This window comes from Spirosoma areae, assembly GCF_054781775.1.
The window spans coordinates 256,030-274,785 of the sequence record NZ_BAAGTT010000054.1; the positions used below are offsets into that span (position 1 = coordinate 256,030).

Consider the following 18,756-nt stretch of genomic DNA (forward strand, 5'->3'; position numbering starts at 1 on the left):
CTGTAATCCTGTCGAAATTAAAACCTGCTGTCAATTATCATTCGCGTTAACCAATTTATGCTTATTCCTATGCACAAATTTCATTTGCTTGTAGCCTTTCTTAGTGTCATTTTCTTGGTAGCCCAAACGCACAGCAAGGCCCAGTCGTCCAAAACAAAGGTCGTTCAGGATACGGCAAAGGTTGACCGCGAGTATGCGCTGGAATCGACCATGCTGGGTTATTTTAGTAAGGATGGTGCCCGCAACCCTACCCTGCGGGCCAACAAAGGCGACCGGGTCCGCATTACCATTACCAACGGCGAGTTGATGACGCATGACATCGCCCTGGAAAAACTCGGCATCAAAAGCAAGACACTTCAGGAGAAGGGAACCAGTGCCAGCATCACTTTTACTGCCGATAAAACCGATACGTATTACTGCACGGTTCCGGGGCATCGGGCGGCCGGTATGGTCGGAAGTGTCGAGGTGGTGGAGGGCGCTATCTCCAATGCGATGATTGCCGGACAGCTACCCATGAAGATCGGACAACCGCTGAACCTGAATTTTGAGACGGGGACCCTGAAAGACTGGACCGCCACCGGAGAGGCTTTTACCAGCCCTCTTTTTAACGCAGACCCTTCGCCGGTTCATGAGAAAGAGATGAGTATTGGCTTTGCCGGGAAGTATTTTCTGAGCAGCGGGGGAACCACAAACTATAAATTAACCGGAACCTTAACGTCTGTGCCCTTTACTGTAACCCAACCCTTTGCCGCATTTCGGGTGTCGGGCGGGGCGTTGCAGGATACGCGCGTCGAACTCGTACAGGCAAGCACGGATAAGGTCATTTTTCATAGTACGGGGCAGGGTCGGGCCACGCTTCAGCCGGTTGTCGTTGATTTACAGCCTTACCTGAATCAGGAGATATTCATTCGGATCATCGACAACGAGACTGGCATTTCGCAGATTCCCTACATCCCGAATGATAAATGGGCGCACATCAATTTCGATGAATTTCTCTTTTATCCGACTCGCCCTGATTTTCCGAACGAGTTGAAGCAAAAAGACATTATCATCCTGCCGCCCTTAGACCCTGTGCTCAATGCCGGGCTTTCGGGTATCGAAGCGGCTAAAGCCATGACCCTGCCCAACGGGTTTAAAATCACGCTGGCAGCCGCCGAACCGGACATCATCCGTCCGATTTGTTTCACCACCGATTCGCGCGGTCGACTTTGGGTAGTGGAGGGGCACACCTACCCGGTTCCGGCGCCCGAAGGCCAGGGCCGCGACCGCATTCTGATCTTTGAAGATACCAATGGCGATGGAACACTGGACAAGCGGAAAGTCTTTATTGAGGGACTGAATCTGGTTAGCGGCATGGAAGTAGGTATGGGTGGCGTGTGGCTGGGTGCGGCCCCGTACCTGTGGTTTATTCCCGCCGATTTTACCAATGATAAACCCACGGGTCCGCCCCAAAAACTGCTCGACGGCTGGGGCACGCAGGATACCCACGAAACCCTGAACAGCCTGCGGTGGGGGCCTGATGGCTGGCTCTACGGCACCCACGGTGTGTTTACCCACTCCAACGTTGGCAAACCGGGCGCGCCCGATTCGGAACGGACCAAACTGAACGCCGGGGTATGGCGGTTTCACCCGACTACGCATCAGTTCGAGCTATTTGCCGAAGGCACCAGTAATCCCTGGGGGCTTGATTTCAATGACTACGGCCACGCCTTCATCACGGCCTGCGTCATTCCGCATATGTATCACATGATACAGGGCGGGCGCTATCAGCGGCAGGGTGGGAAACATTTCAACCCCTATACCTACGACGACATTAAAACCCACGCCGACCATGTTCACTGGGTGGGCGAACGAGGTCCTCATGCCGGTAATTTCCGGTCGGGGTCAGCGGGCGGTGGACACGCTCATGCCGGGGCCATGATTTATTTAGGTGGCGACAGTTGGCCGAAGGAGTACCGGAACGATATTTTCATGAACAACATCAATGGGGCCAAACTGAACCAGGATCACCCAACCCGGTCAGGATCGGGCTATATGGTCACTCACAAACCGGATTTTCTGGCCATGAACGATTCCTGGTCGCAGTGGCTGAATATGAAATACGACCCCAGCGGTTCGGTGTGGGCCATCGACTGGTACGACAAGAACCAGTGCCACAGCCCCAACCCCGACGTGCATAACAAAACGATGGGCCGGATTTTCAAGATCACGCATGATAATGACAAGTGGGTGCAAGTCGATTTGGCAAAGGCGTCGGATAAGGAACTGGTGAATTATCAACTCCATGCCAACGAATGGTATGTGCGGCAGGCCCGAACCCTGTTGCAGGAGCGCGGCCCGAATAAAAAAGTGCATAAAGCCTTAAAAGAAATTCTGGCCAAAAACCCGGATGCTACCCGTAAACTCCGGGCGTTATGGGCGCTTCATGTAACGAAAGGACTAACCGAAAACGAGTTGGCAGACTTGCTGGCCAACGAAAATGAATACGTCCGAAGCTGGGCCATTCAGCTATTGGCCGAAAACAAAACCGTTTCGCCGGAAACCCTGAAACGCTTCGCGGCTTTGGCGCAAACGGACAACTCTGCGCTTGTTCGGCTCTATTTAACCTCGGCCATGCTTCGGCTGGAACCCGCTCAGCGGTGGGATGTGCTGGATGCCCTCGTTCAGAAAGATGTAGACAAGGATGATCACAACCTGCCGCTGATGCTGTGGTATGCCGCCGAACCGCTGGCCGCTGTGGATATGAAACGAGCGCTGGCACTGGCCCAGAAATCAAAAATGCCAAAGCAGTTAACCTACACCATTCAGCGAATTGCTGCCATTGGTACCGACGATGCCAAAAAGCTGCTGAAAGAATTGAACGACCGCGTGGGCAAACTGGATCATTCGCACGAGAATCACGAGATACAAACGCTGATTGCTAAGGTGCTGGAGGAGTGAGGGTTTTGATCCGGGGGCGATGCCCCCGGATATCCATGTTCAACCTCTACAGGGTTAAAACTTGAAAGGCCATCACAAAATAACCCTGTAGGGGTTGGATACCATAACCGGGGGCATCGCCCTCGGATAACACCAACTACCATGAATACAAGCACAAATACGTACAATCAAGTTCTCTTAAATATCCTGCTTTGCTGCTGGCTGACAAACGCCTATTGCCAGGATAAGCCGCTGTTCAACATACGGCAACAGCAGGCCACAAATACGGCTGCAAAAGCGGATAATCCGGCCAAACCGGTTGTTCCGTCCAACGACTTTGTGAAGACGACAATAACCCGCGATTTCATATCCGAAGGCGTCGCCGTCGCCGATCTAAATAAAGATGGGCGCATGGACATTGTGGCCGGTTACTACTGGTTTGAAGCGCCCAACTGGACCCGGCACGAAATGGCCCCCTCCCGCGCATATGACCCCCGAAAGGAGTACAGCAATTCATTCCTGAACCTGGGTATGGATGTGAATCAGGATGGCTGGGATGATGTAGTGATTGTCGATTTTCCTGGAAAGCCCGGTTTCTGGTTTGAAAACCCTAAAAATCAGCAGGGGCGGTCCGCCGGTGCGGAATGGAAAAAACACATCCTTGCCGATTCAGTTGGCATCGCCAATGAGTCGCCGGGGTTTATTGATATAGATGGCGATGGCCGACTCGACATTCTCTGTGGGGATAAGGCCAAAAAGCAAATTGTCTGGTTAAAGTCCCCGACAAAACCCGGCGAAACGGACTGGAAGCGGTTTGCTCTCAGCCAGGAGAATGTGCCCGGCACCGAGATTTTCTCGCACGGAATTGGCTATGGCGATGTGAATAAGGATGGGTTTAACGATGTTGTGATTCGGGAAGGATGGTTTGAAGGAACCGCCAATAACAAATCCGGCAACTGGGTATTTCACCCGGCCAACTTAGGCGAACCCTGCTCCCACATGCAAGTGCTGGATGTGAATGGCGATGGCAAAAACGACGTTGTAAGCGCATCAGCGCATGCCCTCGGCGTCTGGTGGCATGAGCAGGTAGCTGATGAGTCGGGTAAAATCAATTTCAAAACTCACCTGATGAGCAACACCACGGCCCAAACCCACTCTTCTATCATGGCCGACCTAAACGGCGATGGCCGCAAAGACTACATTACTGGCAAGCGGTTTCTGGCTCATCATGGCCGCGACCCCGGCGACAGTGATCCGGCCATCCTGCTATGGCTTGAATTCACTCCCGGCAAGGAGCCCTATTACAAAGAACACATTATCGACAATGATTCCGGCGCTGGTCTCAATATTGTGGCGCAAGATATGAATGGCGATAAGCGGCCCGATATTGTTGTGGCTAATAAAAACGGTGTTTTTTTATTCGAGAATAAGATTAAGAAATAGAGTGCCTTGTTCTAAGCATTGACCTGCCAAATACCAGCGGAGTAGTGTGGCAAAGGAGTACCCATGTTTAGGCTATATTTATTACTTTTGCGGCCAGGTTTTCGTATCGTTTTCAATCGTTTATAACCAAGTCAAATGGAAAAAATTAAGGTAGCAAATCCGGTTGTCGAACTGGATGGTGACGAAATGACCCGTATTATCTGGAAGTTCATTAAAGACAAGCTGATTCTGCCCTACGTTGACGTTGATATTAAGTACTACGACCTCGGCATCGAATACCGCGACGAAACCAATGATCAGGTAACGATTGACGCGGCCAATGCCATTAAAGAATACGGTGTCGGAATCAAATGCGCCACCATCACCCCCGACGAAGACCGGGTGAAAGAGTTCAACCTCAAGCAGATGTGGAAGTCGCCCAACGGCACAATCCGCAACATTCTGGACGGTACGGTGTTCCGCGAACCCATTGTGATGAGCAATGTGCCCCGCTTAGTTACCAACTGGACGGCCCCCATCATTGTCGGTCGTCATGCCTTTGGCGACCAATACAAAGCGACGGATTTTTTAGTGCCGGGCGCGGGTAAACTGACCATGAAATTTGAGGGCGAAGACGGTACCATACAGGAATATGAAGTATTCAAGTTCAAAACATCGGGCGTAGCCATGGGCATGTACAACGTCGATGAATCCATCCGGGGTTTTGCCATGGCGTGCTTTAACATGGCTCAGCAAAAAGGCTGGCCGCTTTATCTCTCGACCAAAAACACGATTCTGAAAAAATACGACGGTCGCTTCAAAGACATCTTCCAGGAGATTTACGAAGGTCAGTTTAAAGCCAAAGGCGTTCACTACGAGCATCGCCTGATTGACGACATGGTAGCCTCGGCGCTGAAGTGGCACGGAAACTTCGTTTGGGCCTGCAAAAACTACGATGGCGACGTGCAATCCGATACAGTGGCGCAGGGCTTCGGGTCGCTGGGGCTGATGACGTCGGTGCTGGTTACGCCGGATGGCAATACAATGGAGGCCGAAGCCGCCCACGGTACGGTAACGCGCCACTACCGCGAATACCAGAAAGGCAACAAAACCTCGACCAACCCCATTGCCTCGATCTATGCCTGGACACGCGGCCTGGCGTTCCGGGGTAAACTCGATGGCAACCAGGACCTGATTGACTTCTGCACTGCGCTGGAACAAGTATGCGTGGAAACCGTAGAAAGTGGCAAGATGACCAAAGACCTGGCCCTATCGGCCTTCTCCAACGATACGACGTTAGTAGCTGGTGAGCATTATTTAAATACCGAAGATTTCCTCGAAGCGCTGGACGAGAATCTGAAAGCGAAACTGGTACAAGTGTAGAGTTAAACCATTTATTTGTTCAGACCTGTAAGGTTTTAAAAACCTTACAGGTCTTTTTGTTTTCTTTGTTCAAAAAAACTAACTCCATGAAAAAGCTCCTTACTCTACTCACCGTTTCCCTATTGCTTTCGGTAAGCGCATTTGCCAAACCACCCGTCAAAAAAATGAAAAACAACGCCGTTCAGCACATTGTGCTCTTTAAGTTCAAACCCGAAACTACTACCGAAAAAGTGAAAGAAATCGTGGCCGCGTTTGAGGCTTTGCCTTCCAAAATCAGCCAGATCAAAGGGTTTCAGTGGGGAACCAACAACAGCCCCGAAAAACTCAACAAGGGCCTGACGCACGCATTCATTCTGACGTTCGACTCCGAGAAAGACCGTGATGCTTACCTGCCCCACCCCGCCCACAAAGAGTTCGGCACCATCGTTGGCCCCTGGCTGGCCGAGGTGACGGTCGTAGATTTTACAAATCAGGGGAAGTAAAGCCGATTTCACTAAAAAACACAAAAAGGCTGTCATGGATATAGACAGCCTTTTTGTGTTTTTTAGTGAGTTGATTTATATCTAAGGTTATGTTAATGAACTTACATTAGAAAGCGGCTTTTTCGTTTTCGTTATATGGTCTTCAAAACGTCTTATTTCTAGAGAACGCTTATCCAAAATTACAGCTTCACATCTCTTTAAAGTAGCCTTATTAGAGACTGGTAGAGCCGACTGGTAATCACATTGATAACAAAGGCTCGATGCTTGAACTACCAAGGCAATCGGAATTAGGGAGGTTGGTCTAATAAAATTTCTTAGCAGTAAAATCAAGCCCAGCAAAATGGCTGGTATACTTAAAAGTTGACCCATATTAAGGCTCATGTTATCTTCAAAAGTAACTTGGTTTTCTTTGAAGAATTCCCAGACGAATCGTAGGCCAAACACCCAAACTAAGGAGATGCCTAACATACTCCCCGATGCTGCTTGGTTGCGGTAATTCTTCCAAGACCAGAATAGCCCTATAAATAAAATCAAGTAAGATAACGATTCATAAAGTTGGGTAGGATGGCGAGGTACTTGACTAAACTCATGATCTCTTAAGAAAATAAAAGCCCAGGGTACATCAGTCGGTTTACCAAAAATTTCGGAGTTCATTAGATTGCCAAATCGAATAAAGGCCCCTGTTAAAGCCGCCACGATGCAAATTCGATCACTAACCCATAAAAATGTTTGACCGCTAATTTGACTGGACTGACGACGTGAGTAAAGCCAAAGGCCAACAGTAATACCCAGTATACCCCCATGGCTAGCTAATCCACCATAAGGGGGAGTTATGATATATAACGGGTCTTGAATGAACATATAAGGTTCATAAAATAAAAAGTGCCCAAGTCTGGCCCCTAAAATCGTTGAGACAATCATGGTTATCAGTAACGAATCCGTATCGGCGAGGGGCTTCTTCTCAGTTCTAAAAATGTAGCTCATAATCTGAACACCAATCAAAAATCCAGTAGCGAACAGTAAGCCGTACCATCTCACGGGCCAAGAACCAATCCGAATGATTTCAGGATCAACGTTCCAGATAATGTATTGAAGCATATTTTCCTGTTGCATAAGTGCAATTATGTAAACCTGATAGCAGAAAATCAAAAATTCAGTACTTCTTTCACATTCGTGGTAAACCCAATCAGCACACGGTCGCGGGAGAGCGTCTCCGCAAAAGGGTTGGTTTCGGATTCCTGTCTCCTGCAATGATATAACAACCTGACAATCGATAATGTACTCAATATGCAGATGAGAGTTCGCCAGGCACAGCAAGCAAAATCTTCCGCATTATCCACGTTAAAAGTAGGTGGTATCGTCAGCGTGATAGCCTGCATGAGCGGTAGGCGTTTTTATCAAATATAAAGAAAACAGAAATCACAGATTCTTCTCCACAAAATCCGTCATCATCTGGTAAAGATGTAACCGTGTATTGCCCCCATAGATACCATGATTTCGGTTAGGATAATAGAACGACTGAAACTGCTTACCGGCGGCAATCAGGGCGTTCTCAAAGGCAATGGAATTCTGAAAATGGACATTGTCGTCGCCAGTGCCGTGAATGAGCAGATACGGCCCGCGTAGTTTGGCTGCGTGCGTAACCGGCGAGTTGTCGTCGTAACCGGCTGCGTTTTCCTGCGGGCGTTTTAGGTAGCGTTCGGTGTAAACGGTGTCGTAGAAGCGCCAGTTCGTAACGGGCGATACCGAGATGCCCGCTTTGAACACGTCGGCGCCAAGTGTCATGCAGAGAGCCGTCATGTAGCCGCCGTAACTCCAGCCCCAGATGCCCACACGGTTCGGATCAACATAGGGCAGGGTTTTCAGGTGCCGGGCAACGGCTATCTGGTCGTCGGTTTCGAGTTTACCCAATTGAGCGTAGGTAGCGGTGCGGAAAGCCGTCCCGCGCCCGCCGGTTCCACGCCCATCCACCGACACAATGATGTATCCTTTTTGAACCAGGGTTTGGTACCAGAAAAAATCGCGGGTGTCCCAGTCATTTTTAACCGTTTGCGAGCCGGGACCGCCATATACGAACATCAGTACCGGGTGCTTCGTTGTGCTATCCAAATTTGTCGGCGCAATCATCCAGCCATTCAGGAGCGTGCCGTCGGCTGCTTTAGTCTGAAAAAACTGCTTCGGCGCAATCGTGTAGGTCGCCAGCCGCGCTTTCAACACATCGTTCGATTCCAGAACGCGCCGATCCAGAGTGGCTTTTGTGTCGCGCAGGCTAACCGTTAGGGGTGCGCCAGCCGATGTGTGATAGAGCAGATACCAGGCAAAATCGGGGCTGAAATTGGCCTGATATGTACCGGATTGTGTGGTGAGCCGCTGTTTGTTCTGCCCATCTATCCCAACGCGATACAAGTGCCGTTCGAGCGGGGACACCTCCGTAGACGTAAAAAAAATCGTGCCCGTCTTCTCATCTATACCCGATACGGTGGCCACCTCAAAATTGCCCGACTGAGCCGTCGAACCGGTAATAGGCCGGATGAGTTTACCCCCCATGTCGTACAGATACAAATGCTTGTAGCCGTTGCGTTCGCTGCTCCAGATAAACGATTCGCCCGCGTTCAGATACGTCAGGTCGTCGGTGAATTCCAGGTCTACATACGTTGTGTTTGTTTCGCTCAGGACCGTTGTGGCCTGTCCGCTGGTGGCATTAACATGCAGCAGATCGAGTTTATTCTGCAGTCGATTCATCCGCCGAACTGAAAGCAGATTCGCGCTCTTCGTCCACTGAATGCGGGGCAGGTAGATGTCGTTCTCCATGCCAGCCTTCGCGTCTGTGGTTTGCGCCTGCACTTTTTTGCCGGTCAGAACATCAGCGATCCAAACCGTTACGAGTGAGTTAGCCTCACCTGCTTTAGGGTATTTGAACCGATATTCGACCGGATACAGACCGCCCCAAAGCTGCATGTCGTATTCGGGAACGCGGCTTTCATCAAACCGAATCCAGGCCACCCGTCTACTGTCGGGCGACCATTCAAAGGCCCGTGCCATGCTGAACTCTTCTTCATATACCCAATCCGCGCCACCGTTGATAATGGCATTGCGTTTACCATCGGTAGTTAGTTTAGTTTCTCGGCCGGTCGTTAGGTCGACAACAAACAGGTTATTGTCGCGCACAAACGCTACCCGTTTGCCATCGGGCGAGAAGGTAGCATATTGTTGTTTACCGCCTTTACTCAGGCGCGTGAGTTGCTTTGTTGTCAGGTCATAAACGTAAAACTCGGCTTTGCTCGACCGGCGATAGATTGCCTCTTCCTGCGTTGTCAGAAGTAATTTACGTTCATCTGCCGAGAGCTGATACCCGTCGATGTTGATTAACTGACCCTTTTCTGATGCTGTGGCCTGTCGCGGGTCGAAGAGTGTTTCAACGAGCGATCCAGTCGTTATGGTGTATTTATTAATTTTACCCCCATCGAGTGTCGTATAAAACCCGCCCTGTTTCATCCAGTTGACGCCAGCAACAGTACGCTGATTTAATACGGCCTGGTTAGTGCCCCAAATGTCATCGAGGGTAATCGGTTTAGGCGTCTGGCCAAAGGCCTGACTCATAAACAGAATCAGTAGACTAACAGGCAGAAAGCGAAGACTTGTCATGCGTATAACCAGATTTAGGTATTAAATATAACAACAGAGCGGTTCGCCGGTGCGACATTCAGAGCATAGAGTAGCCATTATCTCTAAATTCTGTGTATCGCACCGGCGAACCGCTCTGTTGTTTGTCAGCTTACTTTACGGTTTCGGCAGGAACGCTCCCTGGCAACAGGCCCTTCCGTTTCAGAAGCGCATCGGTAAAGCGCAGGTCGTTCTCACTCGTAAAAATGGAATACGGTAAATAAAGAAATTGCGCTTTAGCCAGTCCCTTCGTTACGGTTTTGGCAATCCAGTTGGCCTTTACGTTGTTCATGGCTTCGGCATTATCCAGGAACAGAATGTAGGCCTTTTTATCTTTGATAACACTATCAATCTGGCTCCATTTCAAAATGCCGCCTTCTTTGGCATTGATCCGCATCAGAATCTGGCGACTATCGATTTCATACACATACTTCTGAAAAAGTGCCTTGCTTTGCTCCATTTGGGCAATGCCCGTAATCTGCACGGCCCAGAACAGCACATATAGAATGGTCAGCAGCACAATGACGATGTACATCCAGTAATTCGGATAAACGCCCGTCAGGTTTAGCACAACGTTTAGCAGAATAAGCGCTAAAGGCACAAACGCCCACTTCCAGTTGTCTTTTACCCACTGCCGCAGGGCAATATTGATGTACGTTTTTTGATCTAACGCGTACTTTTTGGTCTTAACAATCATAACACCTCCACATGAAAGTGCAAAGATAAGGCGATTTGGCCTTAATGATGAATGATGAATTATGAATTGTCCGACGTGAAAGATTATCATTCATCATTCTCATCATTCCTTTCTAAAATGGAGGGCGTTGATAACGTACTGATGACTGGCCGATTGACGCATGAGTACGTATACGGCAAATTGCTGGCCGTTGGTTTCATACGTGCCGGTGCTGTAGCGTAGCCGATCTGATTTACCCCGGTAGATAAACTGGAAGCTATGGGGCGGATATTTGCGAAAGAAGGAGCGTAAAATCAGTTCGGCATGCGTGGCCTGCACCGCCTGAAACTCTACTTTTTCGGCATCAATTACTAATTCAATCGTTTTAGCAAACTGGGCAGATAACCGACCGGCATCACCACTTCGCAGCGATGACCCCACCGTTTGTGTAATGTCGCTCTCCGTAATTAATTTGCCAGGAAGCAGCCAGATGAACAAACCAACAAAAAAACAAACAAGAGTATGCATAGCCAAAGAAAGCGTAAACCACGTTGGCAGACCAAAGGCGAAAACTATGCCAACTAACGAGCCTTATCCGATTTTTCGTTGACTACGTGTTTTTTGCTCATCTTTACGCCCTCAACTTCGTTCTTCGATTCTTGCATGACTACCGCTCAACCGACCCTTATCCTGAATCCAGAGCAGATTCGTCAGAAAATCAGACGAATAGCGTTTCAGATTTACGAGAATAATTTTGAAGAGTCCGCTCTGCTACTGGCAGGTATTGCGGGCGAAGGCTATGTGCTGGCGCAGGCGTTGGCACGCGAATTGCAAACAATAGCCCCATTTACCGTAAACTTAAGTCAACTCAATTTTGACAAAGAGCAGATTGCTCAACCCGCTATTCAATCCAACCGCCCCGCAGCCAATTATACCGATATGGTCGTTATCGTTGTCGATGATGTGCTGTATACGGGCCGGACACTGGCGTTTAGTTTACAGCCGTTTCTTCTGGTGCCCGTCCGCAAATTACAGGTAGCTGTGCTGGTCGATCGCAACCATCCACGCTATCCGGTCGCTGCCGATTATAAAGGGTATGAACTAAGCACCACCCTGACCGAACACGTCGATGTGGTACTCAGTGATGAAAAGCGGATGGGGGTGTACCTGCGATAAGTCATCAGTCAAAAAAAGTCAATAGTCGTTAGTGGCTATTGACTTTTTTTGACTGATGACTCTTTTTTAGGCTTTCGTGCCCCGAATGAGGCCGATACCGGCGAAGAAAAAAATTCCCCCCAGAATAAGGTAAACAAACGAAGCCTGAGCAGCGCCCCCCTTCGTAAAATCGAGTCCTGCGTAAATAAGGCCCACTAAACCGAGTAGCGTGAGAATAATGCCGAAGATGCTTTTGACGTTCATACGTTAAGTTATTTATCGTGAATGCGTGTGTTTTTGATAGATAACTAACGCGAGTGAATACCTTCCCGCAAAAGCCCTGATTTTGTTCAGGTTATTATTCCAGCAACACCAGAATATCCTCCTTCGTCAGCGACTTCATGAAGTTATCTTCGGTTGTGATGAGACTCACGGCGAGTTGTTGTTTGGCCCGCTGCAGCGATAAGATTTTTTCTTCTACTGTATTTTTGGCAATGAATTTGTACGTAAAAACCGTTTTCTGCTGGCCAATGCGGTGCGCCCGGTCAACGGCCTGTGCTTCGATGGCCGGATTCCACCATGGATCGAGAATGAATACATAATCGGCGGCTGTCAGGTTATGCCCAAGCCCCCCCGCCTTCAATGAAATCAAAAAAAGTTTTACCGTATCGTCGGTTTGAAATAGTTCGACCTGGCTCTGACGGTCGGTGGTTGAGCCATCCAGATAAGCATATTTAATATTTTTCTCTTTTAAATACTGTCGGACAACCGTCAAGTGTTTGATAAACTGGCTGAACACCAGAATTTTATGGTTTTCAACCATTGCACTTTCGAGTCGCATCAACACATCGTCCAACTTACCCGAATCGCCCTCATACTCCGCATCGACCATGCGCGGATGGTTGGCAATCTGCCGCAGCTTCGTAAGCCCCTGCAACACAATCATCTGCGATTTAGCCATACCTTCCTCCTCGATTCGCTCCAGAATCAGGTTTCGGTAATACGATTTTGCCTCTTCATACTGAGTCGATTGCTCAGGCGTCATTTCCGAATACAGTATACTTTCGACTTTGGGTGGCAAATCGGTTGCTACCTGCGCCTTATTACGCCGGAGCATAAAGGGCTTAATCAATCCATAAAGACGACTGGTCTTGGCATCGTCGTGGCGTTTTTCAATAGGGACCTGAAATTCGTTGCGAAAAAAGGATTGGCTGCCCAGCAGGCCAGGATTAATAAACGACATCTGCGACCAGAGGTCCATCGTGCTGTTTTCGAGTGGCGTACCGGTCAGAATAAGCCGATGCGCCGTATTGAGCTGCATAACGGCTTTGGTGATGTGCGACGAAGGATTCTTGATGGCCTGCGACTCATCTAAAATGGTGTAATTGAACCGGTAGCTGCTCAACAGGTCAATGTCGATTCGGACAATGCCATAGGAGGTCAGAACCAGATCATACTCGTCAAATTGGGCCGTATTCTTATCCCGATACGTGCCCGTATACACCATCACCCGCAGATCGGGCGTGAACTTACGAGCTTCGAGTTCCCAGTTATAGAGCAGGGAGGTTGGCATAATCAGCAGGCTTGGCTCGGTGGTGCCGGCCTCTTTCTGGCTCTGTAGCATGGCCAGCGTCATCACTGTTTTACCCAGCCCCATATCGTCGGCTAAACAACCCCCAAAGCGATACTGCCGCAAAAAATTCATCCAGTCATAGCCAGCCTGCTGATAGGGGCGCAGTGTACCATTGAAGCGATTTGGCAACGAAAACCGTTCTATTTCATCAAAATCGCGCAGCCGTTCGAGCTTGCGGCTCATTACGGTTGTGGCCACATTGTCGCGCTCGAGTTCCTGCACCAGCGCGAGGTGATGTTTTTGCAGCACAAACCGGCCGTCGGTGTCAACGGGGTGTTCCAGAAAACTGAAGAGTTCGGAGTAGGTCGTGAACCAGGCTTCGGGAATAACGGCGATCTCGCCATTAGGGAGCGTGAATTCACGTTTTTTGTTCAGAATCAGCCGACATAGTTTCAGAAAGGGAATCTCAAACTCGCCAAAGCGGACGTTTGCATAAATATCGAACCAGTCGCGCCCTTCTTCAATCGAAACCTGAATACTGGAATAGCCCAGGAAATACCGCTTGGTATCCTGTGTATCCTGCCGGAGCAGAAAACCCGTTTCCTGAATTCGCTCGTTATTGGTCGATAACCAGGCAAACGCTTCAGCCTTGGGCAATGCCAGCCGCCCATGCCGCAGGTCGAGGCCCGTATCGCGCAGGAACGTCAGTTTCTGGCGTTCCTGCCGCTGATCCCGGCGAATTTTATGGAAAATGTACTCGTCGTTTTTCTTCTCTAAACTTACATTGGCCGACGGCCCAAAACTGTCAAAGCGAAACATAAAATCGCCGTATTGAAACGACAGATCAAAGACAATTCGCTGGCCGGTTTCTTCGCCCGCGGGCTGATAAGCTTTCGCTACCGAATCGGGGGAGTCTGCCTCGCCCTCAAACATCGGGACCGGCACGGGTCGGGTAGATGTACTCATTTCAGAAACGGTCAGCACCGGAACGGGTTCCAGCACTTCAGACCTGATCTCAAACCCTTTGGCATAAACATCGTATGCCGCAATGAGCTGAGTCACAAACCGTTCATAATACTGCTGTTCAATATTTCGGGGAATGACGATGTGGTTTTTCGTAAAAAAAGGCCGCAGTTTCCTGCCATCTACGTTTTTGCTGAAATGATAGAGCCGATTGCCAACCATCATGTAGGCTGGCTCATCGCATATCATGAGTGCGTCTTTAAACTGGAAATCCACCCGTTCGGTTTCGGCCGCCTGCCCGGTTTCTGCGGGCCGGGTCGGGTACCGGATTATCGGGAAGTAGTGGGTAGAGTCCGCATTTCTGACGAAGTGAAAATGCACCCGCGCGGGTTCGGGCATCCAGCTTATGGGCGACCAGGCCGGATTGCCATCATTGCCCATGATGTAAAAAGGCTTGCCGGGCATTAGGCCCATAATCTGGGCTTTTATGGTCTCCAGATACCCACAAATGGCTTCCTGAACAAGTTTATCGCCCTTCTGCGGGTCATATATTTTCAGGAAGAAATCGACGGCAGGCAGTTTTCGGGTATTAAACTTCTTGACAATCGTATCCTGATGAATGCTGTCGATGAGTTTTACTAACTCGAAATCACGTTCGTCCAATCCCTGAGCAAACTCGCCGACATTCTGCGTGGAGAGTGTTTGATTCTGCAAGGTAAGTTCGCCCCGGCTATTGCGCTGTACTACGAAAGCCTCGATCAGATAGCCCAGGAACTCATGATCCAGCAACGAATAAACGATTTGAAACGGCTGCAGGGGCGAGACTTTCATGGATGGGCTATGCCGTTCGGAACCAATCAATTGGGACTGGGTCGAACGCCGTGAAAAGTTGAACAATGACTACAGGGTGGATGGCTCTGTCAACAACTACTGAAAAAAGAATCACAAAACAGTCAGTATGAATGCTTTATGAGTAAGTCGCAGTTGTCAACGATTTCAAATATACGAACCAAAACAAAATGTGCAAGAAAGAATCTGACAAAATCCCTAAACGGCCGGAACGGCCTGGAAAAATGGGCTGCGTAGTCGAAAACACACGGGAAATGATTGCTTCCTGCCACACATACGGCCGAAATACACCTATTTACCTAAAGCCCACTTCCTAACTTTATCTGCTGATTTTAGTTGTATAAATCACCTATTATTCACCACACATATCCTCTATAACGCATGGACAGCCAGTCACTTAGTTCAGAACCAACTCAAAAAGGTTTCTTTGAGCGTTTTTCGTCGGCTGTGGCAAAAGCGACCGGTAGTTCAGCCTCTTTTATAGCCGCTTTTTTCACCGTAATCGTTTGGGCAGCTACAGGTCCTTTCTTTCATTATTCGGAAGGTTGGCAGCTTGTCATCAATACAGGCACAACCATCGTTACGTTCCTAATGGTTTTTCTGATTCAGAAAGCGCAGAATAAAGAGTCGATATCGGTACAGCTAAAGCTCAATGAGTTAATAGCCGCCACAAAAGGGGCCAGCAATCGGTTGGTTTCCGTCGAAAACCTGACCGAACAGGAATTGACAGTTTTACAGAATCATTACCAGACAATGGCCGAAATAACCCGTCAGGCATCCGACCTGCGGAAATCGCACTCGATCGAGGAAGCGATAAAAGAGTCTGCCGAAAAATTAGAGAATGAATCGGAGTCGGGACACACATTATGAACTGAAAACACCCTTCGTAAATCTGTCTATAAACAAAAAATGCGCTGATGATCAGCGCATTTTTTGTTCGTACCAGGAGCGGGTACAAAATAACTTTATAACTGCTTCTATTTCAAGGAGTTAAAATTAATGAGTAACAAATAGGAAACAAATTTCACAAGAGTAACAGAAAAAGATACTTTCTTTATAATATATTTTGGCAAACTACGGGAAAAATTATTTTAACGATCAACTAACAATGAAAGCTTTGAAAGTGAGCATTTTTAAAGTCATCCCCGTTTCTATTTCCGTTTGTGCAAAAGTGAGTTGACACTAATTGTGTGAGGTTGTTAATTCTTGATACTCATTAAAACTTTGCGGGAGCCGACCACCCTCCATTCTTAGCAACTTGCCAGATATGAGAGAGAGAGCCATCTTCACCAATATAAAATAGTTCAAGCCGTTTATCTTGGTTACTCCCAATTGCTATGCTTCCATGACGTTGGTTCTGAACGTTTATATGAAAAGATTGCTCTTCTGTCCATTGTGCTGGATTTTGAGTATTCTTAACGGTTTGCCATCGATGATATATATTATTATTAAGACCAACATAAAATAACTCAAGTCGACCATCTTCATTTTGTCCGATGACGATATCTTGAGCAAAATCATTATTCCCAAGTCGGTTCTCAGCACTCCATTGAGCTGGATTTTGAGTATTCTTGACAGTTTGCCACTTATGGTATAGTTCAGAATCCCTCCCAATATAGAATAGCTCGAGTCGACCATCTTGATTTTGTCCTACAGTCAAGAAGTTTGCAAAGTCATTATTCCCGAGTCTATTCTCAGCACTCCATTGAGCTGGATTTTGAGTATTCTTGACAGTTTGCCACCGATTGTATAATGCGCCTAAATCAAAATTATTAAGAAAAAATAATTCAAGCCGCCCATCTGCATTACTTCCTACTGTAAGATATCTGCCCTCAAGATCATTTAAAGCTAAAGCGATGAATTTTTGTTCACCACTCCATTCGTTCATTTTAGCATTTGGGATTGATTGCCATTTGTGGTAAAGTAGACCGTCATTAGCAACGTAGAATAACTCGAGTCGTTTATCTTGATTTTGTTTTACAACAATTGGTTGATAACTATTAAGATAAGCTCTCCCAATGTTAGTTAGTGCTTGGTCAGCACTCCATTGGACAGGATTTTGAGTATTCTTAACAGTTTGCCACTTATGGTATATAGCATCATCCGCACCAACATAAAATAGCTCAAGTCGACCATCTTGATTCTTTTCTACAACAATCTGTTTAGCACCTATAGTTGTATCTATTTGTGCAGGACCGGCCCATCCATTATTGGCCCTCGTTTGCCAAAAGTGAAAAATATGTGGAGACATACGATCTAATGAGCCTTCCTCCTCTTGAATAAAAAATACTTCTAACCGGCCATCTTGGTTACTAGCAGCAGTTACTTGATTTATGCGACTCATTGCTATATGAAATTTAAAGTATGTCAGCTAGAATGAACTACCATGATAATAATCGCAAAATATTAGACACTGATTTTAAAGGACTTATCGAACGGCAATATTTATTTTCAATGTAGCTATGCATCTATAGTGTACCCCATTCTCTGTACCACCGTTGGGCCAAACGAAATGGTTAGTTGATAGATTCATGTTGATTTCTTTCCCCTTTGTTCCCTTCCATCAGCACGACAGCCGGTGTTCGGTAACTTAATGATTGGTGGGGCCTTTGATGATTGTAATAGTGAAAGTACTTCGCTAAGCCTGCCCGTAACTCGCTGCCAGTTTGGTAGTTCCGCAAGTACACATCCTCATATTTCAAGGTTCGCCAAAAGCGTTCTACATAGATATTATCCAATGCCCGACCTTTCCCGTCCCAGCTAATTGCAACTTGGTGACCCTGTAAGACAGCAACAAAACCGTCGCTGGTGAACTGGCTTCCCTGATCAGAATTAAAAATCTCAGGCTTGCCCCACCGTTGTAAACTCTGCTCTAAAGCCGCCACGCACCAATCCGCGTCGAGCGTGTTGCTCAATTGCCAATGCAGCACGTAGCGACTATGCAAATCTAAGATGGCCATCACATAAAAAAAGCCTTTGGGCATAGGAATGTATGTAATGTCGGTTGCCCAAACCTGATGCGTATGACAGACTCTAAAGCCGCGCAACAGATAGCAAAAGCGTTGCCGGGGTACACCCGGTTTAGATAAATTCGGTTTAGGATATTGCGTTTCTAAGCCCATTAAAGCCCGTAAACGGCGGATTCGCTTAATGTTTATCGTCCAGCCTTCCTGCTTTAGAAGTACGACCAGGCGTCGGTGGCCCAAGTCGGGATGTTCCATATACCATGCGTCGAGTCGACGCATGATTTGCAACGTTTGGCCATCGACTGGTGCGGGCTGATAAGATAGCCCAGCTCGGCTAACGCTCAAGAGCCAACACTGCCGCCCAAGACTCAAACTGGTATGCGATTGCTCGATCATAGCGCGTCGTTGAGTCAAAGGTTGCTGGGCAATTTTTTTTTGAGCCAGGTCAACTCCATCTGAAGTCGCCCAATCTGCTCATATAAGGGGGCCGTCTGGTCAGGAGTAGACTTTTCTATGCCCTTTTGCTGCTCAAATACCTGAGCGGCAGCAGTCAGAAATGTTTGTTTCCAGGTTTGTAGCAACTGGGGATGTAGCTCATTTTCGCTGGCAATTTGGCTCAGGGTCTTTTCTTGGCGTAAGACCTCAAGGACTACTTTCGCTTTAAAAGCGGCAGTGAATTGACGACGGCTTTTTGCTTTCATGGTT

The 18,756-nt window shown here is 48.0% G+C and carries 15 protein-coding genes; 6 read left to right on the plus strand and 9 right to left on the minus strand.

All coding sequences use genetic code 11. The features are described from left to right. Positions 1 to 69: 69 nt before the first annotated feature. The 4 genes from ACYVI1_RS31445 (at position 70) to ACYVI1_RS31460 (ending at position 6,206) form a co-directional block, all read left to right on the plus strand. Complete coding sequence (locus ACYVI1_RS31445; protein ID WP_460915632.1) at positions 70 to 2,940, plus strand: PVC-type heme-binding CxxCH protein; 2,871 nt, start codon at positions 70 to 72, stop codon at positions 2,938 to 2,940. Between the two features lie 141 nt (positions 2,941 to 3,081). After that, on the plus strand, positions 3,082 to 4,362 hold the full coding sequence (locus ACYVI1_RS31450) for an FG-GAP repeat domain-containing protein (RefSeq protein WP_460915633.1): 1,281 nt from the start codon (positions 3,082 to 3,084) through the stop codon (positions 4,360 to 4,362). A 135-nt stretch (positions 4,363 to 4,497) separates the two neighbouring features. Beyond that, positions 4,498 to 5,724: an NADP-dependent isocitrate dehydrogenase gene (locus ACYVI1_RS31455; protein WP_460915634.1), complete on the plus strand. Its 1,227-nt coding sequence runs from the start codon at positions 4,498 to 4,500 to the stop codon at positions 5,722 to 5,724. A gap of 86 nt (positions 5,725 to 5,810) precedes the next feature. Next, complete coding sequence (locus ACYVI1_RS31460; protein WP_460915635.1) at positions 5,811 to 6,206, plus strand: Dabb family protein; 396 nt, start codon at positions 5,811 to 5,813, stop codon at positions 6,204 to 6,206. An 87-nt stretch (positions 6,207 to 6,293) separates the two neighbouring features. Here ACYVI1_RS31460 and lgt read toward each other — a convergent pair whose 3' ends face one another. From lgt to ACYVI1_RS31480, 4 genes are all read right to left on the minus strand, one after another. Next, complete coding sequence (lgt, locus tag ACYVI1_RS31465) at positions 6,294 to 7,319, minus strand: prolipoprotein diacylglyceryl transferase (RefSeq protein WP_460915636.1); 1,026 nt, start codon at positions 7,317 to 7,319, stop codon at positions 6,294 to 6,296. A gap of 306 nt (positions 7,320 to 7,625) precedes the next feature. Beyond that, positions 7,626 to 9,851 (minus strand): S9 family peptidase, encoded by a 2,226-nt coding sequence (locus ACYVI1_RS31470; RefSeq protein ID WP_460915638.1) that lies wholly within the window; start codon positions 9,849 to 9,851, stop codon positions 7,626 to 7,628. Positions 9,852 to 9,981: 130 nt separating this feature from the next. Further along, positions 9,982 to 10,566: a YcxB family protein gene (locus ACYVI1_RS31475; RefSeq protein ID WP_460915639.1), complete on the minus strand. Its 585-nt coding sequence runs from the start codon at positions 10,564 to 10,566 to the stop codon at positions 9,982 to 9,984. 102 nt (positions 10,567 to 10,668) lie between these two features. Continuing rightward, positions 10,669 to 11,073, minus strand: coding sequence for a DUF4783 domain-containing protein (locus ACYVI1_RS31480; RefSeq protein ID WP_460915640.1), 405 nt, complete (start codon positions 11,071 to 11,073; stop codon positions 10,669 to 10,671). 135 nt (positions 11,074 to 11,208) lie between these two features. Here ACYVI1_RS31480 and ACYVI1_RS31485 point away from each other — a divergent pair, with 135 nt between their 5' ends. Then, positions 11,209 to 11,721: a phosphoribosyltransferase family protein gene (locus tag ACYVI1_RS31485; RefSeq protein ID WP_460915641.1), complete on the plus strand. Its 513-nt coding sequence runs from the start codon at positions 11,209 to 11,211 to the stop codon at positions 11,719 to 11,721. 66 nt (positions 11,722 to 11,787) lie between these two features. On the opposite strand, the gene ACYVI1_RS31490 is transcribed toward ACYVI1_RS31485, so the two are convergent. Both ACYVI1_RS31490 and ACYVI1_RS31495 read right to left on the minus strand, forming a co-directional pair. Further along, positions 11,788 to 11,964, minus strand: coding sequence for a hypothetical protein (locus tag ACYVI1_RS31490; RefSeq protein WP_460915643.1), 177 nt, complete (start codon positions 11,962 to 11,964; stop codon positions 11,788 to 11,790). A gap of 94 nt (positions 11,965 to 12,058) precedes the next feature. Then, on the minus strand, positions 12,059 to 15,067 hold the full coding sequence (locus ACYVI1_RS31495; RefSeq protein ID WP_460915685.1) for a DEAD/DEAH box helicase: 3,009 nt from the start codon (positions 15,065 to 15,067) through the stop codon (positions 12,059 to 12,061). Positions 15,068 to 15,466: 399 nt separating this feature from the next. On the opposite strand from ACYVI1_RS31495, the gene ACYVI1_RS31500 reads away from it, so the two are divergent. After that, positions 15,467 to 15,955 (plus strand): low affinity iron permease family protein, encoded by a 489-nt coding sequence (locus tag ACYVI1_RS31500; RefSeq protein WP_460915645.1) that lies wholly within the window; start codon positions 15,467 to 15,469, stop codon positions 15,953 to 15,955. Between the two features lie 346 nt (positions 15,956 to 16,301). Here the strand turns inward: ACYVI1_RS31500 and ACYVI1_RS31505 are convergent, their stop codons facing one another. The 3 genes from ACYVI1_RS31505 to ACYVI1_RS31515 all read right to left on the minus strand — a co-directional run bounded on the left by ACYVI1_RS31505 (position 16,302) and on the right by ACYVI1_RS31515 (position 18,752). Then, positions 16,302 to 17,429, minus strand: a complete 1,128-nt coding sequence (locus ACYVI1_RS31505) for a PLL family lectin (RefSeq protein ID WP_460915647.1) — start codon at positions 17,427 to 17,429, stop codon at positions 16,302 to 16,304. A 172-nt stretch (positions 17,430 to 17,601) separates the two neighbouring features. After that, positions 17,602 to 18,465 (minus strand): IS3 family transposase, encoded by an 864-nt coding sequence (locus tag ACYVI1_RS31510; RefSeq protein ID WP_460915649.1) that lies wholly within the window; start codon positions 18,463 to 18,465, stop codon positions 17,602 to 17,604. Continuing rightward, the gene (locus ACYVI1_RS31515) at positions 18,462 to 18,752 is read right to left on the minus strand and encodes a transposase (protein WP_460915651.1); all 291 of its coding nucleotides are present in this window, start codon (positions 18,750 to 18,752) and stop codon (positions 18,462 to 18,464) included. The genes ACYVI1_RS31510 and ACYVI1_RS31515 overlap by 4 nt, the downstream gene beginning before the upstream one ends. Between the last annotated feature and the right edge of the window lie 4 nt (positions 18,753 to 18,756).